The 26,865-nt window shown below is 48.4% G+C and carries 23 protein-coding genes and 1 pseudogene; 12 read left to right on the top strand and 12 right to left on the bottom strand.

What is annotated here, in order from left to right:
* Positions 1-34: 34 nt before the first annotated feature.
* The gene (locus tag K4H28_RS07655; protein WP_221007778.1) at positions 35-1,279 is read left to right on the top strand and encodes a 6-phosphofructokinase; all 1,245 of its coding nucleotides are present in this window, start codon (positions 35-37) and stop codon (positions 1,277-1,279) included.
* 66 nt (positions 1,280-1,345) lie between these two features.
* Here K4H28_RS07655 and K4H28_RS07650 read toward each other — a convergent pair whose 3' ends face one another.
* The 3 genes from K4H28_RS07650 to mutL all read right to left on the bottom strand — a co-directional run bounded on the left by K4H28_RS07650 (position 1,346) and on the right by mutL (position 5,294).
* Positions 1,346-1,966, bottom strand: a complete 621-nt coding sequence (locus K4H28_RS07650; protein ID WP_221007777.1) for a PEP-CTERM sorting domain-containing protein — start codon at positions 1,964-1,966, stop codon at positions 1,346-1,348.
* A gap of 356 nt (positions 1,967-2,322) precedes the next feature.
* On the bottom strand, positions 2,323-3,264 hold the full coding sequence (miaA, locus tag K4H28_RS07645) for a tRNA (adenosine(37)-N6)-dimethylallyltransferase MiaA (RefSeq protein WP_221007776.1): 942 nt from the start codon (positions 3,262-3,264) through the stop codon (positions 2,323-2,325).
* 2 nt (positions 3,265-3,266) lie between these two features.
* A complete protein-coding gene (mutL, locus tag K4H28_RS07640) occupies positions 3,267-5,294 on the bottom strand; it encodes a DNA mismatch repair endonuclease MutL (protein WP_221007775.1) in 2,028 nt (675 codons plus the stop codon).
* A 113-nt stretch (positions 5,295-5,407) separates the two neighbouring features.
* Between mutL and K4H28_RS07635 the strand changes: the two genes are divergently transcribed.
* Entirely contained in the window at positions 5,408-5,785 is a 378-nt protein-coding gene (locus tag K4H28_RS07635) for a response regulator (protein ID WP_221007774.1), read from the top strand.
* Positions 5,786-5,791: 6 nt separating this feature from the next.
* Here K4H28_RS07635 and K4H28_RS07630 read toward each other — a convergent pair whose 3' ends face one another.
* Entirely contained in the window at positions 5,792-7,147 is a 1,356-nt protein-coding gene (locus K4H28_RS07630; RefSeq protein ID WP_221007773.1) for an N-acetylmuramoyl-L-alanine amidase, read from the bottom strand.
* Entirely contained in the window at positions 7,114-7,629 is a 516-nt protein-coding gene (tsaE, locus tag K4H28_RS07625; RefSeq protein ID WP_221007772.1) for a tRNA (adenosine(37)-N6)-threonylcarbamoyltransferase complex ATPase subunit type 1 TsaE, read from the bottom strand. Before tsaE ends, K4H28_RS07630 begins: the two co-directional genes overlap by 34 nt.
* Between tsaE and queG the strand changes: the two genes are divergently transcribed.
* Positions 7,612-8,694 carry a tRNA epoxyqueuosine(34) reductase QueG gene (gene queG, locus K4H28_RS07620; protein WP_221007771.1) on the top strand — a complete coding sequence of 361 codons (1,083 nt, stop codon included), beginning with the start codon at positions 7,612-7,614 and terminating at the stop codon, positions 8,692-8,694. The genes tsaE and queG overlap by 18 nt on opposite strands.
* An 11-nt stretch (positions 8,695-8,705) precedes the next feature.
* On the opposite strand, the gene K4H28_RS07615 is transcribed toward queG, so the two are convergent.
* On the bottom strand, positions 8,706-10,610 hold the full coding sequence (locus K4H28_RS07615; protein ID WP_221007770.1) for a PAS domain-containing hybrid sensor histidine kinase/response regulator: 1,905 nt from the start codon (positions 10,608-10,610) through the stop codon (positions 8,706-8,708).
* Positions 10,607-11,905: a cyclic di-GMP phosphodiesterase gene (locus tag K4H28_RS07610; RefSeq protein WP_221007769.1), complete on the bottom strand. Its 1,299-nt coding sequence runs from the start codon at positions 11,903-11,905 to the stop codon at positions 10,607-10,609. Before K4H28_RS07610 ends, K4H28_RS07615 begins: the two co-directional genes overlap by 4 nt.
* Here K4H28_RS07610 and pxpB point away from each other — a divergent pair.
* The 4 genes from pxpB (at position 11,904) to K4H28_RS07590 (ending at position 15,678) form a co-directional block, all read left to right on the top strand.
* Positions 11,904-12,623, top strand: a complete 720-nt coding sequence (gene pxpB, locus K4H28_RS07605; RefSeq protein ID WP_255573653.1) for a 5-oxoprolinase subunit PxpB — start codon at positions 11,904-11,906, stop codon at positions 12,621-12,623. The genes K4H28_RS07610 and pxpB overlap by 2 nt on opposite strands.
* A complete protein-coding gene (locus K4H28_RS07600) occupies positions 12,620-13,561 on the top strand; it encodes a 5-oxoprolinase subunit C family protein (protein ID WP_221007768.1) in 942 nt (313 codons plus the stop codon). Before pxpB ends, K4H28_RS07600 begins: the two co-directional genes overlap by 4 nt.
* Complete coding sequence (gene pxpA / locus K4H28_RS07595; RefSeq protein ID WP_221007767.1) at positions 13,546-14,238, top strand: 5-oxoprolinase subunit PxpA; 693 nt, start codon at positions 13,546-13,548, stop codon at positions 14,236-14,238. The genes K4H28_RS07600 and pxpA overlap by 16 nt, the downstream gene beginning before the upstream one ends.
* Before the next feature lie 63 nt (positions 14,239-14,301).
* Positions 14,302-15,678 (top strand): peptide MFS transporter, encoded by a 1,377-nt coding sequence (locus tag K4H28_RS07590; RefSeq protein ID WP_221007766.1) that lies wholly within the window; start codon positions 14,302-14,304, stop codon positions 15,676-15,678.
* 66 nt (positions 15,679-15,744) lie between these two features.
* Here the strand turns inward: K4H28_RS07590 and K4H28_RS07585 are convergent, their stop codons facing one another.
* A complete protein-coding gene (locus K4H28_RS07585; protein WP_221007765.1) occupies positions 15,745-16,560 on the bottom strand; it encodes a sugar phosphate isomerase/epimerase family protein in 816 nt (271 codons plus the stop codon).
* 138 nt (positions 16,561-16,698) lie between these two features.
* Complete coding sequence (locus tag K4H28_RS07580; RefSeq protein ID WP_221007764.1) at positions 16,699-17,601, bottom strand: LysR family transcriptional regulator; 903 nt, start codon at positions 17,599-17,601, stop codon at positions 16,699-16,701.
* Positions 17,602-17,770: 169 nt separating this feature from the next.
* Here K4H28_RS07580 and K4H28_RS07575 point away from each other — a divergent pair, with 169 nt between their 5' ends.
* Genes K4H28_RS07575 through K4H28_RS07565 form a run of 3 tightly spaced genes read left to right on the top strand, consistent with a single transcriptional unit; the run spans position 17,771 to position 20,214 of the window.
* Positions 17,771-18,883 (top strand): alkene reductase, encoded by a 1,113-nt coding sequence (locus K4H28_RS07575; protein ID WP_221007763.1) that lies wholly within the window; start codon positions 17,771-17,773, stop codon positions 18,881-18,883.
* Positions 18,880-19,167, top strand: coding sequence for a putative quinol monooxygenase (locus tag K4H28_RS07570; RefSeq protein ID WP_221007762.1), 288 nt, complete (start codon positions 18,880-18,882; stop codon positions 19,165-19,167). The genes K4H28_RS07575 and K4H28_RS07570 overlap by 4 nt, the downstream gene beginning before the upstream one ends.
* Positions 19,168-19,209: 42 nt before the next feature.
* Complete coding sequence (locus K4H28_RS07565; RefSeq protein WP_221007761.1) at positions 19,210-20,214, top strand: zinc-binding alcohol dehydrogenase family protein; 1,005 nt, start codon at positions 19,210-19,212, stop codon at positions 20,212-20,214.
* Between the two features lie 40 nt (positions 20,215-20,254).
* Here K4H28_RS07565 and K4H28_RS07560 read toward each other — a convergent pair whose 3' ends face one another.
* Positions 20,255-21,082 (bottom strand): class I SAM-dependent methyltransferase, encoded by an 828-nt coding sequence (locus tag K4H28_RS07560; protein ID WP_221007760.1) that lies wholly within the window; start codon positions 21,080-21,082, stop codon positions 20,255-20,257.
* 221 nt (positions 21,083-21,303) lie between these two features.
* On the opposite strand from K4H28_RS07560, the gene K4H28_RS07555 reads away from it, so the two are divergent.
* Together K4H28_RS07555 and murI are read left to right on the top strand one after the other, a co-directional pair.
* The gene (locus K4H28_RS07555) at positions 21,304-22,953 is read left to right on the top strand and encodes a SulP family inorganic anion transporter (RefSeq protein WP_221007759.1); all 1,650 of its coding nucleotides are present in this window, start codon (positions 21,304-21,306) and stop codon (positions 22,951-22,953) included.
* 92 nt (positions 22,954-23,045) lie between these two features.
* Complete coding sequence (gene murI, locus K4H28_RS07550) at positions 23,046-23,852, top strand: glutamate racemase (protein WP_221007758.1); 807 nt, start codon at positions 23,046-23,048, stop codon at positions 23,850-23,852.
* A gap of 71 nt (positions 23,853-23,923) precedes the next feature.
* On the opposite strand, the gene K4H28_RS07545 is transcribed toward murI, so the two are convergent.
* Together K4H28_RS07545 and K4H28_RS07540 are read right to left on the bottom strand one after the other, a co-directional pair.
* Complete coding sequence (locus tag K4H28_RS07545; RefSeq protein ID WP_221007757.1) at positions 23,924-26,188, bottom strand: alkaline phosphatase D family protein; 2,265 nt, start codon at positions 26,186-26,188, stop codon at positions 23,924-23,926.
* Between the two features lie 361 nt (positions 26,189-26,549).
* A pseudogene (locus K4H28_RS07540) lies at positions 26,550-26,728 on the bottom strand (transposase); the annotation flags it as partial.
* Positions 26,729-26,865 lie beyond the last annotated feature (137 nt).

Raw genomic sequence — 26,865 nt, 5'->3', positions numbered from 1 at the left:
CGCAAAATAAAGTTCCTTCTTGCAGGAGTCAGCCATGCCAATGAATGCCTTGTATGCTCAATCGGGCGGTGTTACGCCGGTGATTAATGCCTCAGCCGCCGGAGTGATTGCTGCTGCCAGGATGCACCCCAATCACATTGGTCGGGTCTATGTGGCAAAAAATGGCATCTTGGGTGTACTCCATGAAGAACTGATTGATACCTCAGTACTAACGAACACCGACTTGGCACAGCTCAAAGCGACACCGGGCGGTGCATTTGGTTCGTGCCGACACAAAATCAAAACCGAAGCTGAATTGGCGCGGATTTTGGCGGTGTTTAAAGCATGGGACATTGGTTACTTTTTTTATAATGGCGGCGGAGATTCGGCAGATACGTGCTTGAAGGTCTCTGAATTAGCGGAGGCGGCGGGTTATCCTTTGCTGGCGATTCATGTCCCCAAAACCATCGATAACGACCTGCCGCATACCGACAATTCGCCCGGCTTTGGCTCTGTGGCCAAGTATGTCGCGACCTCGGTGCGTGAAGCAGGTTTGGATGTGCGATCAATGGCAGCCAGTTCAACCAAAGTATTTATCTTAGAGGTAATGGGGCGGCATACCGGTTGGATTGCTGCAGCGAGTGGCTTGGCTGCACGTAGCGAGGGTGAGCCACCACATTTGATTTTATTGCCTGAAGTTGCCGTTGATGAAGGACGTTTATTGGCTGCCGTAGAAAATACGGTGATGAGGTATGGCTATTGCGTCATTGTTGCAGCTGAAGGCGTGAAGGATACCCACGGTACATTTTTATCCGAAGCGGGTGGCAAAGATGCTTTTGGTCATGTGCAACTGGGTGGGCTCGCGCCGTATTTGGCCGGACTGATCAAAACGCATTGTGGATTCAAGTGTCATTGGTCGGTGGCGGATTATTTACAACGCGCCGCCCGCCATACGGCTTCTGCTACTGATCTTGCGCAGGCGATTGCCGTGGGTGAAGCTGCGGTAAAGCTCGCTGTGGCGGGCCAGGGCGGCATGATGGTGACGATTGAGCGCTTGGGTGAAGTGCCATATACGTGGGATATTGGTGCAGTGCCGCTCGGCGTCGTTGCCAACTGCGAGAAGCCGCTGCCAGCTGAGTTTATCGCTGCCGATGGTTTTGGTATCACGGCTGCAGCAAGGCGCTATTTTGCGCCACTGATCGCTGGCGAAGCGCCACCACCCTATATCGATGGCTTACCTGATTATGGCACTTGGGTTTGGTCGATTGAAGCGCCCTGTTTACCGATTTTTAAGCCTTAACAGGGCACGATAAAATATAAAATGGCACCTAGGGTGCCATTTTTGATGGGGCTCTATTTAAAGTGCTTATTTTAGTTTGCGTCGACTCGCTGCAAAAAGTCCAATAAGACCCATACCCATTAAGGCATAAGTTTCGGGTTCTGGAACTGGAGCCATAATATTGACTTCTGAACCAAAGCCCGCTTTTTGACTAAGTACATAGGTACCAAAACGCGCATCCCCATTGGAGAATATTGCCTTCACTGTAGCGCCAACAAAGCCGTTGCCATTGATTCCATCGCAATCTAAGCATGAAAAATAATCTGTATCAACGCCAAAAATAAATTTTTCGCCCGCTGCAAATGAGTTTGGTGCAAAATTAATTGTTAATTTTGATTTGCCATTTTGCTGGCTGTTGTTAGGGAACATTGCCCCAACCTTATCGCTTTGATTGCTTTGTCTTAGTGGTGAGCTGCTCGTACCAGGGGATGTATTTGTGGTGTCAAAAAAACCACCAATCGGTGTTAAATCCCATACTAAAGATGTGATGTATTGGTTATTGCTTGAGGTATTAAAGAATTGAAAAGCATGATCTGTGCCAAAAGTCGTACCGGAAATAATTTGTCCACTAGCTGAAATTTGTGCAAACGCGGATGAGCAAAATAGTGCCGTGATTGCAGCAAAGCTTGCATTGCGAAGTAGTTTCATGATGCCCCCAACTATAAAGTGAATGAATAAACGCTTTAATTGCAGACCCTTAAAAGAGATGTTATTTTGCATTTCATTTTTTGTAATGTCAAGAAAAGCTTTTGTATTTATATTGTTAGAATATGTAAATAATCTAATTAATAAAATAATTATTATCTAATGTTGTTGGAGTCAATATTTTTATTAAGATTGGAGTCTACTTTATGACCTCATTATTTCTCCCATTTTGAACCGGGTAATTAGGCAAATAACTCGAGCGGGTGTTCCGCTTTTTTTCTTACAATTTTTGATTCGGCTGAATGAAAATGGCACTAATTATCAGTGCCATTTTGTGCGATGGTTAATTCAGATGTTCTTTATATTGTGACGTGGGTTGCACAAAGATTCTGCGCGAGTTGGGTTAAATTCGTCGCATTACAATCGAGTGTGTGTAAGTTATTCATGCCTCTTAGCCACGTCAATTGTCTTTTCGCGAGCTGACGTGTTGCAGCGAGCCCTTTTTCACGACAGACTTTAAGGTCGACTTCGCCTTCTAAATATTCCCACGCTTGTCGGTAACCGACGCAGCGCATTGAGGGAAGGTCAAGGTTGAGTGGGTATTTTTCGCGCAGCATTTTGACTTCATCAAACAAGCCTCCATCCAGCATTTGGTCAAAGCGCAATGCGATTCGCTGATGCAATACGGCACGGTCACTGGGTACGAGTGCAATTTTGAGAAGGTCGTAGGGGAGTATTTCTCTAGCAGGCTCAGCCAATATAGCCGACATGGCTTTACCCGATAGGATGCAGACTTCTAAAGCACGTTCGATACGCTGAGTGTCATTCGGCTCTAAACGCGCAGCAGTAATTGGATCAAGTGTAGCCAGCTTACTGTGCATCGCTGGCCAACCAATTAGATCCGCCTCTTGGTGCAGTTGTGCGCGTAGCTCGGCATTGGCGACAGGCAAATCATGCATGCCTTGTTCCAGCGTATTGAAATACAGCATGGTGCCGCCAACGAGCACTGGCACTTTACCGCGTGCGGTGATATCCGCCATTAATGCCAAGGCATCGAGGCGAAATTGCGCGGCAGAATAGACTTCGGTCGGGTCTATGATGTCGATTAAATGATGCGGCGCGCGAGCGAGTTCAGCTGGAGTTGGTTTGGCGGTGCCGATATCCATGTCTTTAAAGACCAAGGCCGAATCGACGGAAATCAATTCCACTGGCAGCCCTGACTCCAGTAAATGCATCGCAGTCGCCGTTTTGCCGCTAGCGGTCGGGCCCATAATGAAAATGGCGGATGGTAAAGTTTTCATCGTTATTGTCCCCGCATAAACATTTTGTCGAGATCATTCATTGTCAGGCGGAACCAGGTTGGACGGCCGTGATTACATTGACCGCTGCGCTCAGTTACTTCCATTTCGCGCAGTAGGGCGTTCATTTCAGGAATCGTTAAGGTGCGGTTGGCGCGCACCGAGCCGTGGCAGGCCATCGTCGCCAGTAACTCATTGCGGCGACCGGAAAGCACCTGCGAGACGCCGACTTGGCGGATGTCTCTGAGCATCGCTTGCGCCAGTTCAACAGGGTTACTGCCTTGCAGTAGCATTGGTACCGCACGAACAGACAGCTGCGTCGGCGATGTAACTGAAATCTCTAGCCCCAAATCAGCAAGTTGGTCGCCGAAATCCTCGACAGTGGCGATGTCAAATTTGTCCGCGCTAAATACGTGCGGAATCAGCAAAGGCTGCATCGGCATTTCAGCTAAATCAAGCGCTGTTTTGAGCTTTTCGTACACCACGCGTTCATGCGCGGCGTGCATATCAACTACAATCAGCCCTTCGACAGTTTGGCTGAGGATGTAAATCCCATGCAGTTGCCCAAGGGCAAAACCGAGCGGCGGAATACCGTTTGCATCGTTTTTCGGGAGTGCTGGCGTCGTCGCGCGTTGAATATGACTTGCTGCCATCGTCCATGGTGCGGCCTCACGGCTTGATTGCGCTGGGATCTCTGCGCCAGTGAATGCACCTGCACCGCCTATGTTTGCTGCTGTTTGCGGCTGAGCGGGCGAAGCGCTAAAAGAGTAAGTCGTTTCTGTCGAATCAGCTTCTGGCTGAGGTTCGCTATTCTTGCCCGCCCGTAAGTCGCCAAACATTGTTTCGTAGACTTTAAGCCCCTCGCCTACCGCTGGGGCGAGTGGGATGTGTTGTTGGCGATAGGCCATTTGCGCGTAATCTTGCGGCTTATAGTTTTTATTCTCAGTTTGACTATTTGTTTGACCTTCGGGTATTGCAGCAGAAGCTTTTATTTCTCCTGTTTCAGTGTCAATACCCTCTGGAGTAATGCCGGCTTTGGTTTTGGCTAGTGCTTTGGAAAGGCTGGTGATCAAAAAGCGATAAATGGCTTGGCTTTCACGGAAGCGAACTTCAATTTTGGTCGGATGAACGTTAACGTCAACGCCCTCAGGATCCATATCCAAAAACAAGCAAAATGAAGCATGCAGATTATGGTGCAACACGTCGCGATAGGCTTCACGCAGTGCGTGCATCACGACTTTGTCGCGCACGAAACGACCATTCACAAAGAAAAACTGCGCTTCACGGTTGGTTTTGCCCAAGGTGGGTGAGCCAGTAATGCCGTGCAAACGCAAGGTGCCAAAGCCTTCGTCAACGGCAATGCCAGAGTTGACGAAATCATCACCAATAATTGCGGCGGCGCGTTTGGCTAAATCGCCCGCCAGCCAGCGCTGCTGTGCTTTGCCATTATGAATGACGGTGACAGACACGTTCGGATTAGCTAGAGCCAAGCGTTCAATCATCGCCGCGCAGTGCGCGTATTCGGTGCTGTCAGATTTCAGGAATTTTTTGCGTGCCGGCACTTGATGATACAAGTCATGCACTTCAATCGTGGTGCCCGCTGCCAGTGCGGCAGGCTCAGGATCGAGCATGCGTCCGTGGTCGGCATCGACGCGCCAAGCGTGTGGTGATAGTTGGCCGTTATCGGAAAAACGGCTGGTTAAGCTCAGACGCGACACAGATGCAATCGATGCCAAACCTTCGCCGCGAAAGCCGAGTGTTGCCACTTGCGCCAAATCATCCATACTGGCGATCTTGCTGGTGGCGTGGCGATGCAGTGCGAGTTCAAGATCGTCTTTGGCAATCCCGCAGCCATCGTCAATCACTTTGATGAGCTTAGTGCCGCCCGCTTGTAATTCAATTTGCAGACTGCGGCTGCCCGCATCAATACTGTTTTCTAATAGTTCCTTGAGTGCTGAGGCTGGGCGCTCAACGACTTCGCCTGCGGCAATTTGATTTACTAAATGATCCGAAAGTCTTTGAATACGCGGCATGAATATGGACTATGCTTAGAAAACAGTGAGGCCGAAGTATACCAGCCACCTAGGTTTTGTTGATGTTTGCTTTGCCAAGCGTGAGCAAACTCTTAATCATAGGGAATCAAGAAATGAGCAAAAAACTAAGTTGCGTGGTGATCGATGATGACGGTATTTTGCGCAATTTAATGGCGAGTTTGATGCGTCGTTTAGAGTTTAATGTACTAGGCGAAACGGCCCATGCTCATGACGGTTTGAAGTTTTGTATGGATTTACATCCATCATTGGTCTTGCTCGATATCAATTTGCCCGACTCCAATGGGATTGATTTATTGCCACAACTTTTGAAGCTGCAACCCGCGCCGAAGGTGATTATGGTGACTGGCGAGCCTACGCTAGATAGAGTCAAAGAAGCCTTGGCTTTGGGGGCGTCAGGCTTAATCGTAAAGCCATTTACCCCTGCCAAGTTAATTGCTGCAGTTAATGCTGCATTGGGAACGCAACTTTAAGTCCTACTAGCTTTGTGCGATACGTGTACGAGCCAGTGGTGGGTTTTTAGCAAAATAGCGCTTGATACCCTTGTGCAAAGCAATCGCCATTTTTTGTTGGTAATCTTCAGAAATTAATTTTTGCTCTTCTGCAGGATTGGAAATAAACGCAGTTTCGACCAAAATTGATGGAATATCCGGCGCTTTGAGTACAGCAAAGCTGGCTTGTTCGACATTCGGTTTATGCAGGCGATTAATCCCACCAATTTCCCCTAGCATTGCTTTTCCCAGTTTCAGGCTGTCGTTAATCGTTGCTGTGGTGGTTAAGTCCATCAAGGTTTTGGCTAGGTATGGGTCGCTGGCTTTGATCTTGATGCCACCGATCAAATCGGCATTGTTTTGCGTTTGGGCCAACCAACGTGCATGCGAGCTGGTCGCGCCGCCTTCGGATAAGGCAAAGACCGACGATCCATTGGCGTCGGCACGCACAAACGCATCTGCGTGGATCGACACAAACAAATCAGCATTCACTGCCCGAGCTTTTTTGACGCGAACACCGAGCGGCACAAAATAATCGCCATCGCGTGTTAATACCACGCGTACGTTCGGATCTTCGCTCAATAGGTTTTTGAGCCTTTTTGCAATTTGTAGTACGACCGCTTTTTCATGTGTGCCAGCAGGGCCAACAGCGCCCGGATCTTCACCGCCATGACCAGGGTCGAGTACGACAGTAATCAGGCGGTCTACTTTGAGTTTGCTACGATCAACCGATGCGCTCTCTGCTTGTTTAGGTTCAGAGGCTTTGGCTTGGTCTATTTTCGATTCAGAGGCTTTTGTTTCTACTGGTTTACTTGTGATTTGATTGCTGACGTTGGGTTTAACCATATCGTTGAGTAGCGCCAACAGCGGATCATTTTGCACCGTTGGGTACAAATCAATCACGAGTCGATGTTTGTATTCGCCAAACGGTTCGAGTGTGAAGACTTGTGGGCTGACTTGCGCTTTTAGATCTAGTACCAAACGTACTGTGCCTGGTTTGTTGCGGCCCGCTCGTAGGAGTTTGATATACGGATCGTCACCACCGACTTTGCTAGAGAGGCTTTGCAATTCACTGTTTAAATCGATACCGTTCAGATCGACAACTAAACGTTCTGGATCTTTTACTAAAAATTGATTAAAGGTGAGTGGCTCAGAAGATTCAATTGTCACGCGAGTGTAGGCCTCTGAAGGCCAAACGCGAACGGCAACGATGCTGGCAGCAGCTGCTAAGCTAATTGGGCTCACAGAAAGAATCAGTGTTGCCGCCGCTGCGCGCAGCACATCGCGGCGCTTAAGTTGAAAAGCGGGATTTACTTCGCTGCTAAGGTCAAAGCGTTCTGGCATGTTTGGCCTAACTCACTGGTGGCGCTTAATAAAATACTTCGGCCTGTCGATTCGGGCTGAAGTTGGATAATCCAATCGGGGGTCGGCAATTGGCCGCTGGCTTTATCGGCCCATTCAATTAAACAGATGGACTCAGAATTGAAATAGTCTCTAAATCCAGCATCTTCCCATTCACTAGGATCATTAAACCGATATAAATCAAAGTGATAAAAGTATAATTTAGAATCCGGATTAAGTCCAAGCAAAGAGTAAGGCTCAACCAAGGTATAAGTTGGGCTTTTGACGCGGCCGGTAAAATCGAAGCCGCGCAAGATGCCACGGGTGAGCGTGGTTTTGCCTGCGCCCAAATCGCCTTCTAGAAATACGACCATGCCCGGTTTGAGTGAACGCGCCAAGCGACGGCCAAATTCGATTGTGGCGTCTTCATCACTTAAAAACGCGCTGAACGCGGTATCATTTGCGATATGACTGAATTTATACATCCATCACTCGATCATTTAAATTATGTGGATTTAGCGCAATCGATTAAAGATTGGGCGCTAGAGCTGGGTTTTGCGCGTGCTGCGATTGCGAGCATTGATTTAAGCCACGCCGAAGCGGGTTTGACGCAATGGCTCGCGGCAGGGTATCACGGCGAAATGGATTATATGGCAAGGCATGGATTAAAACGTGCCCGACCAGCAGAATTAGTGCCGGGTACACTGACAGCAGTTACAGTTTTTATGCCGTATTTGACTGGGGGCGTTGATCCTGAAAGCGTTCTAGCCGATACCAATAAAGCCTATATTTCGCGTTATGCTTTGGGGCGTGATTATCACAAAGTTTTGCGCGCTCGTCTGCAGCAGTTGGCTGATAAAATTACCGCTGTTATTGGCGAGCACGGACACCGTGTTTTTGTTGACTCAGCGCCGATTCTTGAAGTCGAGTTAGCTAAGCAAGGCGGCAACGGTTGGCGGGGCAAGCATAGCTTATTGATTAACCGCGATTATGGTTCATTTTTCTTTTTGGGCGAACTTTTGATTGATTTGCCGCTGCCAGTCGATCCGCCATTACCCAAAGAGCATTGTGGCAAATGCACGGCCTGTATTGATGTCTGTCCAACGCAGGCCATTGTTGCACCGTACACGGTTGATGCGCGGCGCTGTATTTCGTATTTGACGATTGAATTGAAAGGCGCGATTCCGGTCGAGTTTCGTTCCATGATTGGCAATCGAGTGTATGGCTGCGATGACTGCCAGTTGGTTTGCCCGTGGAATCGTTTTGCGGCGGCGAGCCCAGAAACTGATTTTGCGATTCGGCATGGCTTGGATGATGCCACTTTGCTGGAATTATTTGCTTGGTCCGAGCAAGAATTTACCCAGAAAATGGCGGGTAGCCCTATTTATCGAATTGGTTATGCCGCATGGTTACGCAATTTGGCGGTGGGCTTGGGTAATGCCAAGACTTCCGCTGAAATCATTCAGTCGCTGCAAGCGCGGCAGACTAGTTCTGATGACATGGTGCGTGAACATATCGTTTGGGCCTTAAACCGACATGGGGTATTCTAATCAAGCAATTGCTAATCATTGGATTTAACCTGATACCCCTCTATTGTATTGCCTAGTATTTTGTCGATTAGCGGTAAGGCAGTTTTGATATCCAATGGTTTGGTAATGTAGGCATCAAACCCAAGCTGCAGTGCTTTTTGAATGTCTTCTTCTAAGGTATCACCAGACAGGGCAACTACTGGAATCGAGCGGGTTTGGTTGCTGGAGCGTAACTGCTCCAAGATCGCAAAGCCGCTGGCGTCAGGCAAGTGTTGATCAAGCAAGATGATGTCGGGGTGTTGAGACTGTGCAAACATGAGTCCGTCTTGACCCGTACCCGCAATCAAAATGCTGTAGTTGGGGCGCTGCTGTTTAAAAATGGCTTGCAGCAATTTTTGTGAAAGTGGGTCGTCTTCAATGTACAACACAGTACGCTGCCCACCAGCGCATTGCAGTGTTTCAATCGCCGTATTTTTTTGCGTTAGCCCTTTGGCGCAAGGCAAGTCAATCCAAAAACGACTCCCTACATTTATCGTGCTCGAAAATCCAACTTCACCCTGCATCAGCCCTGCGAGGCGTTGGGTGAAGGCAAGTCCAATACCCGAGCCTTCGATATTATCGGCATGGTTACCTACTCGACTAAAGGGTTGAAATAACTTGGCTTGGTCTTCCAAGCTAATGCCACGCCCAGTATCGCTAACCATCAAACGCCATGAGCGATGAGATGAATGGGTGACGGTCATTTCTACAGTGCCTTGCTGGCGATTATATTTAATCGCATTGCTAACAAAATTCAGCAAAATTTGTTTGATCCGCCGTGCATCGCCTTGCACCATAAATCGCGAATTAGGCATCTGTGTTTGCAATAAGGTTACATTTTTTTCAATGGCCAAATTTTGGGTAAGCTCAAGGCAATCGTGAACTATCAGAGCCAAATCGACTGCTTCATCACGCAAGGCCAATTTGCCGGCTTCAATACTGGCTAAATCAAGGACTTCATTGATCAGCTCAAGTAAGTGGCGTCCTGCTTTAGAGATATAGCTGCCCAGCTCTCGCTGGTTATAATCTTGATCGGTGCTGATGATTTGAGCAAAGCCCAAAATGGCATTGAGCGGTGTGCGTAATTCGTGGCTCATATGCGATAGAAAATCGGATTTAGCTTTACTCGCTGCTTGGGCGCCGTCGCGCGCAATTCTTAATTCATTTTCATTGTGTTTAATTGCGCTGATATCGTGTATGCCAAACAGGCGCCCTACGGGGGTGTCACCAAGTCGTTGTGGGCGGCTGCTTAAATCAAAAAATCGACCATCCCGTAGCGCACAAGAAAGCTGAGATTCTAGGTAGGGGTCGTTGTAGAGCTCATCTAACCATTCACGAAATTGAGCTGGGTCGAGTAATTGGTTTTCAATGTGTAAAAACAAAGCGTTGCCCGACACGCCTTGTGCCATTTGCCAATGCCAGATTTTGGGGACTTGATGATTAAAATTACGAATATTGCCGTCTAAATCCGTAACCAAGATCCCATCGGCTGTCGATTCGAGGGTCGCGGCCAATAAAGACGATGCAAGGGCCGAGTCTATTTCGACTTGTTTGGCATGGCTGATGTCATTGACCGAAATAACGCACAATAGCTGACCTTCGTCGTCAATACAGCGGACAGATTTACGAACTTGAAGAAAATGCCCGTTTTCATGACGGTATTCACCTTCGACGTTGCTGGTATTACTACAGCCGCCTTCGCGAATTTCTTCCCAGAAAAATAAGTCTTGCAGTCCAACTTCAATATCAGTGATGGGCCGACCAATTAAGCTCTGTACGTCGTAGCCAAGTAACTCTTCACACGCTTGATTGGCGGCTACGATAAGGCCATCGCTGGGCGTAACAGCCAGTACTGCGGTCGAACAGGCGTCGAGTAGATGTTGGGCAGAGAGCGTCATGTCGGTTCACTTGGGCTAAAAAAGTAAGTCATGCGCTTTTTGGGGCTTAAGAAAAAAGCGGCGTCACGCGGTAATTGCGCGACTTTGATTGATTTACTGATGTTGAGCCCTTTTTCAAATTCTAAATCCAGTACGATTGATTCATTGGGCGTATTTTCTGGATCAAATACCAGCACTTGGGGTTTAAGTGGGCGAGACGCATTCACTGAAACAACGAGGCCATAACATTCGTTGGACAACATCACTAAGGTACCAGGCGGATATACACCCAAGCATTTGATAAAGTGATTGAGCGGCACGGGGTCAAATTTGGCCTTTTGATGCGCGAACATCAGTGCTAAACCCTCGTGTGGCGTGAGTGACTGAGCGGAGTTGATTTTATTGCAGTAATTGTCGTAAGTATTGACGAGTGCCAAAATACGCGCGAGTGGGTCTATTTTGTCTATCGCGAGTTTGTGGGGATAGCCTGTTCCGTCACACATTTCATGATGCTGGGCGATGACTTTTAATACGCCGACTTCAAGGCCTGCACGATGACCAGCCTCAACTCCCCATTGGCAATGCTGCTCGACAATCGCCTGTTCAGCGCGGTTGAGTCCTTCAGTTTTGAGTAAAATTCGATCGGGCACTTCGCTTTTGCCGATGTCATGAAATAATGAGGCCAAACCCAAAATGCGGATTTGTTCTCGAGACAATTTCATTTCGCGACCTAGCATCAGTGCTAATACCGAAACATTGAGTGAGTGAAAGTAGCTGTCATCACCCGCGGCTTTGCCGTTCATGAGATGAATGGCGATATCGCTGTCAGATAACAGTGAATCGAGCATTTTCCCGACTAATTCATCGGCGGCAGCGACGGTTTCTTTGGGTTGGGTATGAATCTGTGCATTGATATTGCGCACGACTTTGGCCGCTTGCCCGAATGCTTTTTCGCAGGCATCAAGCTGCACTTGGCGATGTTCGTGTTGCTTGAGCCGCGCTCGCTTTGCCTCAAGCAGTGCTTGCAGAGCTGGATCCGGCTCTGGCTCAGCTTCGACAATAGGTGTTGGTAATTCTGTAATTACAGGGTTTGCCTCAGGGGGAGCAATGGCCAAAGGTGATACATCGCTTTTGATCGGCGAGTAACGAATTTGCTTCAGGCCTAATTTTTTAAGTGTTTCAATTTGATCGGCTGACTTGATTTTGAAACTACCAAACGTGAACGGATGCTCCATCCAATGCAAATCCAATTGGATAAATAAACCGATTTGTAATTGCTCGGGATGAATGAAGTGGTCTGTGTCAGCGTTGGACATGAATACACGTATCAGAAATAATCATTTAATTATGGCGAATAAATTGCAAAATACAGCAGAAACGATTCAGTTATTGGATCAAATACAACTTTACCCGCTTGGTGAAGCTGCGCTGGTCCTTGTGGCTGGTGAAGCAGAGCAAGCACGGCTATTAGCGACACAAGCTGCAGCCTTGCTTCGTGGTGATGTCTTGGCTGCGGTATTGGGCGTGGGCAATTTGACCTTTCGATTTAATCCATTGCAGACAAGCGGTCACCAGTTAGCGACTGAATTAAAAACGCTGTATCTCAACAGCGCTAGTCTTCGGCAAGTTCGGCCGCGTTTGCATGAGTTGCTGGTTCGTTATGGCGGGCAACATGGGCCTGATTTGGCCGTGGTGGCGGCTCATGCAGGGCTAAGCTGCGTTGAAGTAGCTGAGCTTCATTCTGCGAAGATTTATGATGTTTTGTGTATTGGATTTTTGCCAGGTTTTCCGTATTTAGCGGGTTTGCCCAATTCCTTGGCTTGCCCACGGCGAGCGAGTCCACGGACTCATGTGCCTGCAGGGAGTGTTGGTATTGGTGGTCAACAGACAGGCATTTATCCGAGTTCCAGTCCCGGAGGCTGGCAATTAATCGGTCATTGCGATGTGACTTTGTTTGATGCAGAAAAGTCGCCACCGAGTTTATTGCAAGCAGGGGATCAAGTTCGCTTTATTGCCGTGAGTATTGAAGCATGAGTAGCGGGTTCGAAGTTATTCGTGCTGGTGTGCAAAGTACGGTACAAGATATTGGCCACAGCAATACCGCCCATTGGGGCGTGCCTCAGGCTGGTGCTGCTGATCTACTTTCTTTTGCTTTAGCCAATCTCCTATTGGGTAATTCGCCTGAAGCAGCTTGTATTGAAATGACTTTGGGTTGTGTGCAGCTGCGTTTTTTGACAGAAACTGATTTTGCGTTGACAGGCGCCGATTGCGCCGCTCAGTTGGATGAAAAACCCTTGCTGCCCTACTCACGCCAGCGTGCACAAGCGGGGCAAACGCTCAAGTTAGAAGCGCCCGTACGTGGGATGCGTTCTTATCTTGCGCTCTTAGGTGGCGTGGATGTGCCGCAGGTCTTGGGTAGTCGCTCTACGCTATTGTCTGCACGATTGGGTGGTATAGCTGGCCGTGCTTTGCGAGCTGGCGATGTCTTGCTAGCGAAATCGAAAACGCCAAATCAACGATTGTCAGTGGCGATTGCTGCACCACAATGGCGGTCACAACTGCGTGTGATGCGCGGGCCGCAATGGCGTAATTTATCCGCAGAGGCTCAGCGTTTTTTTCAAAACAACCATTGGCAAGTCAGTGGACAAAGTGACCGTATGGGGGTAAAGCTATTAGGTAGTATGCTTGAGATGGCAATACCCATTGAAATGGCTTCTCAGGCCGTGTTTGCGGGAACGATACAGCTACCACCCAATGGTTTACCCATTTTATTGTTAGCTGATGTGCAAACCACCGGTGGCTACCCGATTGTTGGGCAAGTGATTCAGGCTGATTTATGGCTGGCTGGGCAGTGCCGTGCCAACGATAAAATACAATTTAAGATGGTTGATGCCAATGAAGCTGTGCTAGCCTTACGCGCTCAGCAAACATGGCTCAGTCAAATCCAAAGGATAGTATGTTCATCGATTTAAATGCCGACTTAGGTGAAGGCGGTGATTTTGACTCACTACTAATGCCTTTGATTACCTCGGCCAATATTGCGTGCGGTGGGCATGCGGGTGATGTGGATTCGATGCGCAATGCGGTGCACTTGGCGCACGCTCATGGCGTGCGTATTGGTGCGCATCCAAGTTATCCAGACCGAGCGCACTTTGGTCGGCGCTCAATGCAAATTGATCCTTCAAAATTGGTGTTTAGTATTACGGCTCAGCTGTGGGCATTAAAAGCGGTCTGTATCGAAGATGGGATTTCAGTCTCTTACGTGAAACCGCATGGTGCTTTGTATAACGATGCGGCGGTCAATCCAGAGTTGGCCGATCAAATCGCTCAATTGATTTTTGAGATTGATCCTGATCTAGCAGTAATGGCCTTAGCAGGAAGCTGCTTAATTCAAGCTGCGGCTGCGCGAGGTTTGACGACGATTGCGGAAGGCTTTGCTGATCGTGCTTATTTGCCCAATGGCACTTTAATGCCGAGAGAGCAAGATGGGGCCGTATTGACTGATTTAGCACAAGTGAAGGCGCAGGCTTTGGCTTTGGTGGGGCAAGTTCAATCGATTTGTATCCATGGTGATAACCCTAATGCAGTCGCTCAAACTCTTGCGATTCGTCAGACTTTGCTGGAAAACGGCGTGAGTATTCACGTCTAGACTATCCAAATAGGACCAAATTCAATTAAGTTCTATGCAGTTTGATTTAAAAGCGAGCACCTTATGTCTGCAACACAAGCACACCCGAAAGGGCTCTACCTACTTTTTGCCACCGAAATGTGGGAGCGATTTTCGTATTACGGTAATCGCGCATTACTTGCTCTATTCATGATTTCAGCCTTGTCGTTCGACAAGCATTTTACCGCTGCACTGTACGGACAATACACGGGTTTGGTGTTTCTTACGCCACTGATTGGTGGCTTTGTGGCTGATCGCTATTGGGGTAATAGCCGTTCGATTTTAGTCGGTGGTTTATTGATGGCCGCAGGGCAGTTTATGCTGTTTTTTGCTGGCTCGTTTTATACCGATTTATCCGTGGCTTTACCTTTCTTTTATTCTGGGCTGGGTTTGATTTGTATTGGGAATGGTTTTTTTAAACCCAATATCTCCACCATGGTGGGGCAATTGTACGAGCCGAATGACTCCCGCAAAGACGCCGCGTATACGATTTTTTATATGGGGATTAACCTCGGCTCCTTTGCCGCGCCACTGATATGCGGTACTTTGGGCGATACGGGTAATCCGGCCGATTTTCGCTGGGGCTTCTTGGCTGCAGGCACTGGCATGTTGATGTCTCTGGTGGTATTTCAAAGTTTTAAAAAGAAATATTTATTATCGCCATCCGGTGAATTGCTAGGGTTGCCACCAAAACGGCTGACTGCGGCTGAAAAAGCCCAAGTCGATACGTCTCTGTCGACCATCGATATCCAGCGTATGGCTGTGATTGGCGTGTTGTCCTTCTTTGTGATTTTCTTTTGGTCTGCTTTTGAGCAAGCGGGCGTGTCACTGACCTTCTTTGCGCGCGAATCTACAGATCGAATGATTATGGGTTTTGAAGTGCCTGCTTCATGGTTTCAGTCGCTCAATCCAGTATTTGTATTGATCTTTGCGCCGATTATGGCGCGCTTGTGGATGAGTTTGTCTGCGAAAGGTCGCGAACCCGCATCGCCAACCAAAATGGCGTGGGGCTTGATTTTGCTCGGTTTGGGCTACGTTGTGATTGCACTGGGTGTGGATGGCATTGGCGATGGTATGAAAGTGTCGATGCTGTGGCTGATTACGATGTATTGGCTGCATACGATGGGCGAGTTGTGCTTGTCGCCAATTGGTCTTTCATTAGTGAATAAACTGGCTCCAGCGCGTTTAGCTTCGCTCCTAATGGCTGTTTGGTTTTTGGCCAATGCAGCGGCAAATTGGTTTGCAGGTATTTTGGCTGGCTTTTATCCAGAAGCTGGCAAACCATTTCCTTCATTCATGGGCTTCACGATCAGCAACCTGCATGAGTTCTTTATGCTCTTTGTCGCGATGTCCTTAACAGCAGGTGGCATCTTGTTATTGGCAAGTAAACCGCTGCAGAAAATGATGCATGGGGTGAGATAGTCGTAGTTGAAAAAAGCCCAAGCTGAGCTTGGGCTTTTTTATGAGTTGCATAAAAGCACGTTTGATTTAAGCCAGTTCGGCGAGGAGTTGGCCAATAAATTGTTGGGTCGCCCGTACATTGCGGTCAATCTCGGCTAACTCAGTCCCACCGACGCATTCAATATACAGCGGTCCTGTAAAGCCTCCTTTCACGAGTTCAGACAATGTTTGGCGAAAATCGACCAATCCTTCGCCTGCCGTAATAGCGACATCGGGCCCTGTTGCATTAATAACACAATCCTTAATAATGCCGGTGCTTAGCCATGGCAAGAGAGGTGTGATGCAGTCTTCGGGTTTGATCGCACCATTGCTGTAATAGATGAGATTGCCAGGGTCAAAGCACAAACTAAACGCGGGATGGTCGATTTCTTGCTGTGCTTGCAGTAGATCCTGCAGGCTGAGCGTGATGCCGCCGTGTGGCTTCAGAGAAATTTGGATGCCGGCCTGCGCGGCGTGAGGTGCAACTTGGCGCATCAATTCGTAGTAATCGTGACGCAAATTTAAATCATCGATACCGCAATCCAGTAACCATTGCGCACCCAGTGCAGACGCATTATCGATCAGGCGTTTATATTCAGCGATGGCTTTTGCTAAGCCTAACTCTGGATGGCTATAACCCAAGAGCATGGCGGATTTAACCCCAGCGGCCGCTGCAGCATTTCGGGCTGCGGCGATCTCACTGCTGGTGCTGTCTGCGCTGACGGGAAGGACGTATTGATCCAGACCGCTGGCACTGTAATACACGGCGAGTTCACTGAATCCTGCTGCGGCAATCTGTTCGCAGGCAGCAGCAAATGGCAACATTTGATAGGGCCGTGTTGTGCAAGCGATGATGTTTTTCATATCTGCTACCCCGTTGTAAATAATTTCTCTTGCTGATGGATATGGGTAAGTTCTGGTAAATTGTATGCTAGATTTGCCTCGTGGTGTGCTACTTCATTTATCGCAACAACTTAGTTATCTCTAGCTTCAGTCTCCTACCTAGGTTTGAATCAGCTCGACACATTTTTGCTGTAAAAATAGTTGCAACGCCTGAACAACGGGGCTGACTTGACGGCGATTGGCGCACAGTAAGTTGAGCGGAGCTGCTTCGCCAAGCCACTCTGGGCAAACTTGAATTAAACGACCGCAGCGAATATCTTCGGCGACATCGAGTTGCGATTTATACGCAATACCAAATCCCGCCAACGCCCAACGTCGAACAGCATCACCATCTAAAGAAACGCGGTCACCTTGGACTTGAATCGAGACTTCTTGCCCATTTAAATCAAATCGCCAGTGATCATAAACATATTCTCCCAGCATGAAGCAGAGACAATTGTGATTGGCCAAGTCCTCTAGCGTGGAGGGTATTCCTCTGCGATCAAGGTAAGATGGTGCAGCGCAAAGAATACGTCGATTATTTGGGGCTATCGATAAGGCCACCATATTTGAATCGGGCAAACTGCCATAGCGTAGCGCCAAATCAACCTGTTCACGAAATAGATCGGCGAGTCGATCAGACATGGCCACCCGAAGTTTGATCTGAGGATATTGGTTTTGGAACTCATCTAGCCAAGGCAGAACGATATTTCGCCCAAAGTCGGATGGTAGTGAGATTTGTAAAATGCCTCGCAAAACCGTATCGCCTGATTGTGCGGCTTGGCAGGCGTCCATAATCATCTGCACTGCAGGTTCGCATTGATCCAAAAAAAGTTGTCCAGCTGGGGTTAAGCGCAAACTTCGCGTAGAGCGAACAAACAGCGTTGTTTTTAGCTCTTCTTCAAGTCGTTTCACCGCCGCGCTGGTTGCAGCAGGAGTGAGATCGAGTAGGCGTGCCGCTTCTGAGAGACTTCCTGTTTTCGCGGTACGAATAAAAATTTCTAACTCGCGCACAATTTTCATCAGCCACAGCCCCAATAAGTTAATTATCAACAATAGTTTGAAAGTGATTCTAATTGTAGGTTGTTTATCAAATTTATATAACTGATATGATCATTTCATATTCGCAAGCAGGGCAATCTAAGCAGATTGGATGAACTTATCTGCGCTCATGGACCACAAGGATCGTCAAATGAAAAACTTATTAAATACTTGGCAATTAAAGAATGTGGCTTTGCAAAACCGCATCGTGATGGCCCCCATGACGCGTAGTCGCACGACGCAGCCTGGCGATATTCCGAATGCCATGATGGCGACTTACTATGCGCAGCGGGCATCTGCAGGCTTGATCATTTCTGAAGCGAGTCAGATTTCGCGGCAAGGGCAGGGTTATAGTTTTACTCCCGGTATCTATAGCGAAGCACAAATTACCGGCTGGCGTGAGGTAACAGATGCGGTGCATGCGGCGGGTGGGAAAATGTTTATTCAACTTTGGCATGTGGGTCGGATGTCGCACTCCGTCTTTCATGATGGTGCATTGCCGGTTGCCCCGTCAGCGCTTAACCCAGAAGCTCAGGTGTGGATCGTAAATGAGCAGGGCGTGGGTGCGATGGTCGATTGCCCGATACCGCGTGTGCTCACGCATACTGAGATCAAAGCGATTATTGATGACTATCGGCAAGCGGCAAAAAACGCGATGACCGCTGGATTTGATGGGGTAGAAATTCATGGTGCGAATGGTTATCTGATTGATCAATTCTTGCGTACGACTTCAAATCATCGCGCCGATGAGTATGGCGGTAGCACTGAAAATCGTCTTCGATTCTTACTTGAAATTAGCGAAGCGATTGCCGAAGAAATTGGCACTGAGCGCGTTGGTGTGCGTTTGGCGCCGTTTATTACAGGGCGCGGCATGAATTGCCCTGAAATTATTCCGACGATTTTGCAGGCGGCAACTCAGCTGAATGATTTGGGCGTGGCGTATTTGCATCTTGCAGAGGCCGATTGGGATGATGCGCCGCAAGTGCCGACTGAATTTCGTACGCAGTTACGAGCCGTATTTAAGGGCTCAATTATTGTGGCGGGTGGATATGATGCAAACAAAGCGGAAGCTGTGATCGAGGCAGGTTTTGCCGACTTAGTGGCATTTGGTCGACCCTTTGTTGCCAATCCAGATTTTCCAGCTCGTCTTGCACATCAACTTCCATTGGCAGATTTAGAACCCAGCCAATTATTTGGTGGTGATGAAAAAGGTTACATTGATTATCCGACCGTAAATTTAAAGCAGGATGGGGCTATAGCATGACATTACCAGTGATTGCCGTCATTGACGCGAAACCAGAGTTTAATGATGAAGTCGAACTTGCTTTACGTGACATGTTGCTACCTACCCGGGCTGAGGGTGGCTGCTTGCAATATGAGTTAACTCAAGACCAAGCTAGCTCAACTCGCTGGATTATGGTCGAGCGCTGGCAGGATGAACTCGCGTTAGAGCGCCATTTAGTCAGCGCACATATGGATCAGTTGGGTGTGGCATTATCAGGTCGAATTATCGATTTGAAAATCTATCGGCTCAATCTAATTGCTTAACGATATATCGAGTTCAAGAGAGCACTACTAAAGGAGAACACCATGAAAGCGATTGCTTATCAAAATGCCGGTGAGGCATCTGTATTACAGGATATCAATCAAGCAGTACCAACGCCGCAGGGGCATGATTTATTAGTTGCTGTGCATGCAGTTTCTGTTAATCCAGTGGATACAAAAATTAGAAAAGGCGTTACTGCCGCGGCAGGGCAGTGGAAGGTATTAGGTTGGGATGCGACGGGGGTTGTAGGTGCTGTGGGCCCCGATGTGACATTATTTAAGCCTGGTGATCGGGTTTGGTATGCCGGCGATATTAGTCGAAATGGTAGTAATGCTGAATTGCAATTGGTTGATGAACGCATCGTGGGCAAAATGCCGGTCAGTTTAGATTTTGCTGAAGCGGCGGCATTACCATTAACTGCAATTACTGCATGGGAAATGTTATTTGATCGTTTGAAAATTGCTAAGGATCAGCAGAATCATGATCAGCAACTATTGATTATTGGTGCGGCTGGTGGAGTTGGCTCGATTATGATTCAACTTGCTCGTCAATTAACCGGCATTAAAGTGATTGCCACGGCATCACGCCCAGAGACGCAAGCATGGGTTCGCGAATTGGGCGCACACGAGGTGATTGATCACAGCAAACCGTTGCGTGAAGAGTTGCAGCGAATTGGGATTAATCAGGTCAGCCATATCGTGAGTTTGAATCAAACGGATCAGCATTTTGAGCAAATTGTTGAATGCATTGCACCGCAGGGAAAATTTGGTTTAATTGATGATCCCGCACCGATAGACATCAGCAAACTCAAGCGAAAAAGCGTGTCTTTGCATTGGGAGTTGATGTTTACACGGGCGCTGTATCAAACTCCAGATATGATTGAGCAACATCATTTACTGAATCAAGTTGCGGATTTAGTTGATGCTGGTGTAATTCGGAGCACGGCGAATCAAGTTTTGGGTGCGATTAATGCTCGTAATCTGCAGCAGGCACATGCCTTGATTGAAAGTGGCAATACCAAAGGTAAAGTCGTTTTAGCTGGCTTTTAATCTCACAAGGCCAAGTCATCATTTTGCTTGGCTTGCTTAATTATCCGCGGCCTTCAACGTGGCGATTCGCAGGTTCAAGTCCATCGGGATTACGCAGCGCTCGTTCGATTCGGCGTGCTAGCGCAGGCATGTCGACGCTGTGGTTGCTGGCAATCTGTTGCGCTCGATTCATGATGGGCCGAATCGCGGGTGGGAAGCTGCGACTATTGACCGCCAACACCAAGCGATTGGCGCAGCCATCGGCACCGATTGCAATCGCTGAGCCATCAAACACGGTACGGATACGCTGGTAATAACTATCAAACCTAGCGTCGCTCCCCCATAGATTGACCACCAGCACGCCACTGGGCGCCAATGCTGCACGGCAATCGTCGAAAAACTGCGCCGTTGCTAAACTCTCCGGCATACCTTCCTTGCCATAGGCATCGACCAGCAAGGCGTCCATAGGTTTGTTAGTACGCTTGAGCTGTTTTTTCAACCAGACCGCGCCATCGATACATTCAATATTTAGTCGAGCGTTGTTTTCTGGAATTGCAAAGCGATCGCGTAGCGCAATCACCCCGGCATTGATTTCGGCAACGTGAATCGTGGATTCGGGCAAATAGTGATAACAATACTTGGCCAGTGAGCCACCGCCCAAACCAATCATACCGATGTGATGGGTATTGCTTCGTAGCAATTCAAAAGCAAGCATGCTGCGCGTATACCCAAGCACTAAGTCTTGCGGTGCACTGCGCTTCATCCGGCTTTGCACGGTGGTTAGGTCAAACATCAACGAAACCTCGTCACCTTCTTCGTACACAAACGGTTTCCCGCTGAGGGTTTCGGCGAATAAATCAGCAAAAGATGGGCTGTCAGAATTGGTCACGCCTAGGCACTTTAGGAATTCAAATTGGGCGACATCATCGCATGTTCAGCTCATAAAGTAAGTAAGTGCTTTCGAATCACGGTTGTTTGCCGCCATGTTCCTTGTTCTGATTCAACGTTTGAGATTCAAATTCGTTTCGTTGATTTTAGTGATGTAGCGCAGGGAAATTCTGAAGGGCTGGACTAAACTGCACTATCCCTTCTGCAATAGCAGGTCATATTGTGATTGCGCTCCTCTCTGCTCAAAAAAATGGTTTCTTAGCAAAAAAACATTGGCTTCCCAATATGGTCGCAGGGCTGATTGTGGGTGTGGTGGCTTTGCCTTTAGGGATGGCGTTTGCGATTGCTTCAGGTGTGAAGCCAGAGCAGGGCATTTATACCGCGATTATTGCTGGTTTTTTGGTTTCGGTTTTTGGCGGTAGCCGGCTGCAAATTGCGGGGCCAACGGGCGCGTTTATCGTTATTTTGTCGGGAATTACCGCGCAATATGGCGTGGTCGGTTTGCAAATTGCCACGATGATGGCGGGTGTGATTTTACTGTTGCTTGGCCTCGCTAAACTTGGAGGCGTGATCAAATTCATCCCTGCGCCAGTGATTGTGGGTTTTACCGCAGGGATTGGCGTGATTATCTGGATTGGTCAGTGGGGCTCGTTTTTTGGCCTACCAAAAGTGGTGGGCGAGCATTTTCACGAAAAGTTTTGGCATACCTTGCAAGTGTTGCCCGAGCTGCATTGGGCGACGAGTATTTTGGGCGTTTTAAGTTTGCTACTAGTGCTGTTGACGCCAAAATTACCGTATCTAAGAAAAATTCCTGGACCCTTAGTGGCGATGGTCGTCGCAACAAGCTTGCAAGCGCTATTTCATTTTGACGGTGTGGCGACGATAGGCTCGGCGTTTGGTGGAATTCCGCAAGGTTTGCCGGAATTTGCCGTGCCACAATTTACCGCCAGCCAGCTCATCAGTTTAATCGGCCCCGCATTCACGATTGCGATGCTGGGGGCGATTGAATCATTGCTCTCGGCTGTCGTCGCCGATGGGATGGCTGGCACGCGGCATGATTCCAATCAAGAGTTAGTCGGGCAAGGAATCGCCAATATCATTACGCCCCTATTTGGCGGCTTTGCTGCGACGGGTGCGATTGCGCGCACTGCGACCAATATTCGCAATGGCGGTACGAGCCCGTTGGCGGGAATTTTTCATGCGATTACTTTACTGCTGATTATTTTGTTTCTTGCCCCGCTGGCCGCGTCGATTCCGCTCGCTGCATTGGCGGCGATTTTGTTTGTGGTGGCGTGGAATATGAGCGAAGTGAAGCATTTTATCCATATGCTCACACATGCGCCGCGTGCAGATGTCGCCATTTTATTGATTACTTTTGTGTTGACTGTTTTTGCCGATTTGGTCGTTGCAGTCAATATCGGTGTGATTTTGGCAACGCTGCATTTCTTGCGTCGGATGTCGATGTCGGTGGAAGTCTTACCGCAAGATGAGCGCCAAATCGGTGTGGAATTGATTCAGCAAGGTTTGATGAAATTGCCTGAGGGTGTGTTGGTGTATGCCATTGAAGGGCCCTTTTTCTTTGGCGCGGTAGAGAATTTTGAGCGGGTATTGGCTGAGACGCACACCGATCCCAGAGTCTTGGTGATTCGATTGTTGCGTGTTCCTTTTGTTGATATGACCGGATTGCAGGCGCTGGATGAGGCCATTGGCGAGTTGCGAGCGCGTGGTGTAAAAGTTTTAATTTGTGAAGCCAACGCCACCGTGATGGCAAAAATGGAGCGTGCGGGTCTACTGGTGACTTTGGGAAGGGAAAATTATTGCCCTGATTTAGCCACTGCAGTCGGTCGCGCAGATGTACTGTGTAGCGCTTGATTGCGAGCTTTTTAGCATTGCTCAGTGTTTTCTGTAACTCATCAGGGTAGAATCCCGCCATTGCAATTTGTGTTTTTTAGGCTGTGTAGATTATGACTTCTTTACCGTCGCATCCCATTGGTGTTTTTGATTCTGGCGTCGGTGGCCTGACCGTCGTACGGGCCTTGATGGATCGATTGCCATTTGAAAATATCATCTATTTTGGCGACACCGCACGTGTGCCTTATGGGGTGAAGTCGGTTGCGACGATTGAGCACTACACACAGCAAATCGCCAATTTTTTGCAGCAGCAAGAAGTCAAAATGCTGATTATTGCCTGTAATACGATGGCCGCGGTGGCGGCGGATAAAGTACGCGCCACGGCAACTGTACCAGTGCTCGATGTCATTGAAGCTGGCGCGAAAAACGCCGTTGCGCATACCAAAACCGGCGGTATTGGCGTGATCGGCACGCCAACGACGATTAATTCCAATGCCTATGCCCGCGCAATTCATCAACTGAACCCCGCGTTTCGGGTGTACTCACAAGCTTGTCCGCTCTTTGTGCCGTTGGTGGAAGAGGGTTGGCTTGATCACGCCGTGACCCGCCTCACCGCGCAGGAATATCTCAAGCCTGTATTCGTTGAGTCGATTGATACGTTGGTGCTGGGCTGCACGCATTACCCGTTGATTAAGCCGCTCTTGATGGATATTTGTGGAGACCGCATGCAGTTGGTCGATTCTGCGCTGTCGATCGCCGATCAAACCGCCGAAATTTTGCAATCGCGTGGCTTGGCTAATCCAGCGCATACGATTCCTGGATATCGTTTTGTAGTTACCGATTTGCCGGTGAAGTTCCAAACGATAGGCGAGCGCTTTTTGGGGCGTAGTTTGGGAAAAATAGAATTAACTCAACTTTGATTAGCATTTGCAAAGCAAAAAAACCAGAGTGCGAACTCTGGTTTTTTATTTTATAAATCAAAGCGACTTTCTTAGCTGATTTTTACATCCACAACGCCTGCCTGCACCGTGAGTTTGGTTTCTTTCCCAATGATGGTACTTGGTGTTTGACCTTGGTTCAGCGGATTGATTTTGCGGAAAGTACATTGTAAATCAGTCGGGGTGAGTGTCACCACCGCATAACCTTGGGCATCGGTATCTGCATATTTAATCCATGGATTGTTGACGGGTGCAACGCCGGTGCTTGAATTGGCGAATGGATTCAAAAATGGCGTCACTTGGCTAGCCGGAATTTGTGCTGCACTCACTCCGCCACCGATTTGAGCTGCGATTTTTTGTGCGACAAAGCCATAGAGTGTTTGCGCAGCCACGGATTTTTTGGTTATTGCTAGTGTGGCAATCATCGTCGCAATCGTTTTACCCAATTCCCCACCCAGTAAATCGTTGAATGTATTGATTTCTGTTTTGCTTAATCCTGCCGTCGCTTTAAATGCCGCCGCTGGCACTAAATTGGCTTGAATCGCCCCAGTCACTGCCGCTTGCACTTGGGAGCTATTGCTTGGATCAGGCACATTCGCTTGCATTGCAACCCCGACACTGAGCATTTGAATCGCAATTTGTTCAGCGCCCACTTCACTGCTAAAGATCAAAGCTTGCGCACTAGCCAGTGATGGGTCGCGTACTGCTTCGGCAAAGTATTGATAGAAGGAATCACTACTCATACCTGCTGTGACCAAATCGATTAACGCTGGCGTATTGGGGGGCGTCGCGTTGTAATCGGCGTGCGCAACACCTGCATAGAAACTGTGAATATCGCCCGTAATGGCGACAACATTATTGATTTTGTTTTGGCGAATGAAGTTAAGTAAGTCGCTGCGCTCGGCGTTGTAGCCATCCCATTGATCGGCATTGAGCACAAAGTCTTGCTGTAACGCGGTCGGTACGCCAGCGAGTTTTCTGGCATCCAAGCGCATTTTGAGTAAAGACACTTCATTGCCCCAGACTTTCCATTGCGCAGGCGAATTTTGCAGGGTTTTTTTCCACCATTCACGCTGAGTTTTTCCCAGAATGGATACCAACGCCAGTTCATCTCCTTGTGCTTTGCCGATGGCCATTTTTTGCGCTTCGGCGGCTGCAAGAATATTGCTCGGCGCCAAGTAACGGCTTCCATTCGCGCTACCGATTGCAGCCTCCGGCAAGATGTGATCAGCGCGATAGAGTCGTTGATCGGTCATTACCAAATGCATCAACTTACCAAATTGGAAGTCACGGTAAAGTTGGATGGTTTGAAAGCCAGTCGCTTTATTGTCAAAGCGAATATCGGCCGGCATGAACTCATACCATGCTTGATTGGCGGAGCGGCGGCGCTCAGTTTCGTGCTTATTATCGCCACCTTTGCTTGGATCATAGCTGCCATTGTCATAGGTCGTGGCGTCGCCCCAGCAATCGTCCGAAAACTCATGATCATCCCAAACCGCAATCATCGCAAAGCGTGCGTGGACTTGTTGCAAGCGCGGGTCGCTACGGTATTGCTTGTAGAGTGATCGGTAGTCGGCCAAAGAATTGGCGTAGCGAGCGCCAGATTTCCCATTTTTAAACGGGCCATCAGGTAGCTTGAGCGCGGTATGGCTGGCTTCGACTTGGCCAGATTGAAATCCTTCACCGATTGTTTCGTAAATGTAATCGCCTAAATGAACGATGAAATCGAGGTCTTCTTTAGCGAGTTGGCTAAAACCACCCCAGTGATTGATGCTCCAATCTTGGCACGATAAAAATGCAAACTTAAGTTGCGAAACATCCGCCGTAGCAGCCGGCGCTGTTTTAAAGCGACCAATCATTGAGCGACTGCCGTTCACGATAAACTGATACCCGTAGTGGGTATTGCTCTGCAAGCCAGTCAATTTATGACGTACGCTATGATCCCACTCGCTCGACGCAGCAAGTATGACGTTGGCTACCAATTTGCCTGTCAATTGATCGGTGCTACCCACACCCGGTGGAATGCCTTCAAAAACCATCAATTGAATTTGGCTATCCATTGCTTTGCCTTGGCTCACAATTGGATCGGCATTGCTAGGTAAAACGCGAGTCCATAAAACAATACTGTCGGCACGTGGGTCGCCTGATGCGATGCCTTGTGGAAACTGGTACTTCAGCGGCGTTGGGCTTGGCGTTGGGCTCGTGCTTGGTGTGCCGATTGGGCTATCTGAACTACCACCACAAGCAGTAATCAATAATGGGCTGGCTACGCTGGCGGTCATAAAACCGGCAAGGCGAATAAATTGGCGGCGATCCATGAATTAACTCTCCTAGAAAGTGCGCCATCATCCTTGTCTAGTGTTACAGAAATTTAAACGATCGTTTAGTTGTGTGTGACGTTGTACTATAGTTGGTCTTGTCTTGAATATTTACACTGTCATTGGCTAAGCAAACTACACCAAAGGATTGGGCTAAAAAAGCCATTTCGCAGGCTCAGATTAATGACAAACCCCGTATTTTTTGACCGGGTTTTATTTGGGCTTCACAAGCAGCTCGGGAGAGGGCAATTGGCTTTACTGCGTTCCTAATGCACGCTCAGCTTTAGTTTGGCGCTGATTAGGCTCGATCAAAAATGATTTCTTCGATCTCGGTGTCGTTAAAACGGCGTCGGCGGTTTTAAGAGAGGGTTGATGCACCGGGGACTTTATCAGTCCGATGCAGAACAAGAAACCAGCGATAAACGACATTGACCGCAATCTCACGCACGATTTGGCGCTCGGAGCGAATACCAAATAGATGGCCGATAAACAGCATTTGAAGAGCAAAACCGGATCGGTGGCGGGCGGACCATTTCGATTTCGTGCTGGATCGGGGATGTAGGCTTGAATATATGCCTAATGAAAGCCCCCCAGAATGGAGGGGCTTTCAGCAGCTTGGAAGGGTAGTTAAAACCGCTTTTTTGATTAAGAGTATATTGCGCTAACCATTTTAGTAT

Source organism: Deefgea tanakiae (genome assembly GCF_019665765.1).
Taxonomy (GTDB): Bacteria; Pseudomonadota; Gammaproteobacteria; order Burkholderiales; family Chitinibacteraceae; genus Deefgea; species Deefgea tanakiae.
This window is presented reverse-complemented; position numbering and strand designations above follow the sequence as displayed.

What these genes read in the sequence shown, in the direction of transcription:
- K4H28_RS07655 (WP_221007778.1), top strand. Translation starts at nt 35, where the DNA reads ATGCCAATGAATGCCTTGTATGCTCAATCGGGCGGTGTTACGCCGGTG.
- K4H28_RS07650 (WP_221007777.1), bottom strand. Translation starts at nt 1,966, where the DNA reads ATGAAACTACTTCGCAATGCAAGCTTTGCTGCAATCACGGCACTATTT.
- miaA (WP_221007776.1), bottom strand. Translation starts at nt 3,264, where the DNA reads ATGAAAACTTTACCATCCGCCATTTTCATTATGGGCCCGACCGCTAGC.
- mutL (WP_221007775.1), bottom strand. Translation starts at nt 5,294, where the DNA reads ATGCCGCGTATTCAAAGACTTTCGGATCATTTAGTAAATCAAATTGCC.
- K4H28_RS07635 (WP_221007774.1), top strand. Translation starts at nt 5,408, where the DNA reads ATGAGCAAAAAACTAAGTTGCGTGGTGATCGATGATGACGGTATTTTG.
- K4H28_RS07630 (WP_221007773.1), bottom strand. Translation starts at nt 7,147, where the DNA reads ATGCCAGAACGCTTTGACCTTAGCAGCGAAGTAAATCCCGCTTTTCAA.
- queG (WP_221007771.1), top strand. Translation starts at nt 7,612, where the DNA reads ATGACTGAATTTATACATCCATCACTCGATCATTTAAATTATGTGGAT.
- tsaE (WP_221007772.1), bottom strand. Translation starts at nt 7,629, where the DNA reads ATGTATAAATTCAGTCATATCGCAAATGATACCGCGTTCAGCGCGTTT.
- K4H28_RS07615 (WP_221007770.1), bottom strand. Translation starts at nt 10,610, where the DNA reads ATGACGCTCTCTGCCCAACATCTACTCGACGCCTGTTCGACCGCAGTA.
- pxpB (WP_255573653.1), top strand. Translation starts at nt 11,904, where the DNA reads ATGAATACACGTATCAGAAATAATCATTTAATTATGGCGAATAAATTG.
- K4H28_RS07610 (WP_221007769.1), bottom strand. Translation starts at nt 11,905, where the DNA reads ATGTCCAACGCTGACACAGACCACTTCATTCATCCCGAGCAATTACAA.
- K4H28_RS07600 (WP_221007768.1), top strand. Translation starts at nt 12,620, where the DNA reads ATGAGTAGCGGGTTCGAAGTTATTCGTGCTGGTGTGCAAAGTACGGTA.
- pxpA (WP_221007767.1), top strand. Translation starts at nt 13,546, where the DNA reads ATGTTCATCGATTTAAATGCCGACTTAGGTGAAGGCGGTGATTTTGAC.
- K4H28_RS07590 (WP_221007766.1), top strand. Translation starts at nt 14,302, where the DNA reads ATGTCTGCAACACAAGCACACCCGAAAGGGCTCTACCTACTTTTTGCC.
- K4H28_RS07585 (WP_221007765.1), bottom strand. Translation starts at nt 16,560, where the DNA reads ATGAAAAACATCATCGCTTGCACAACACGGCCCTATCAAATGTTGCCA.
- K4H28_RS07580 (WP_221007764.1), bottom strand. Translation starts at nt 17,601, where the DNA reads ATGAAAATTGTGCGCGAGTTAGAAATTTTTATTCGTACCGCGAAAACA.
- K4H28_RS07575 (WP_221007763.1), top strand. Translation starts at nt 17,771, where the DNA reads ATGAAAAACTTATTAAATACTTGGCAATTAAAGAATGTGGCTTTGCAA.
- K4H28_RS07570 (WP_221007762.1), top strand. Translation starts at nt 18,880, where the DNA reads ATGACATTACCAGTGATTGCCGTCATTGACGCGAAACCAGAGTTTAAT.
- K4H28_RS07565 (WP_221007761.1), top strand. Translation starts at nt 19,210, where the DNA reads ATGAAAGCGATTGCTTATCAAAATGCCGGTGAGGCATCTGTATTACAG.
- murI (WP_221007758.1), top strand. Translation starts at nt 23,046, where the DNA reads ATGACTTCTTTACCGTCGCATCCCATTGGTGTTTTTGATTCTGGCGTC.
- K4H28_RS07545 (WP_221007757.1), bottom strand. Translation starts at nt 26,188, where the DNA reads ATGGATCGCCGCCAATTTATTCGCCTTGCCGGTTTTATGACCGCCAGC.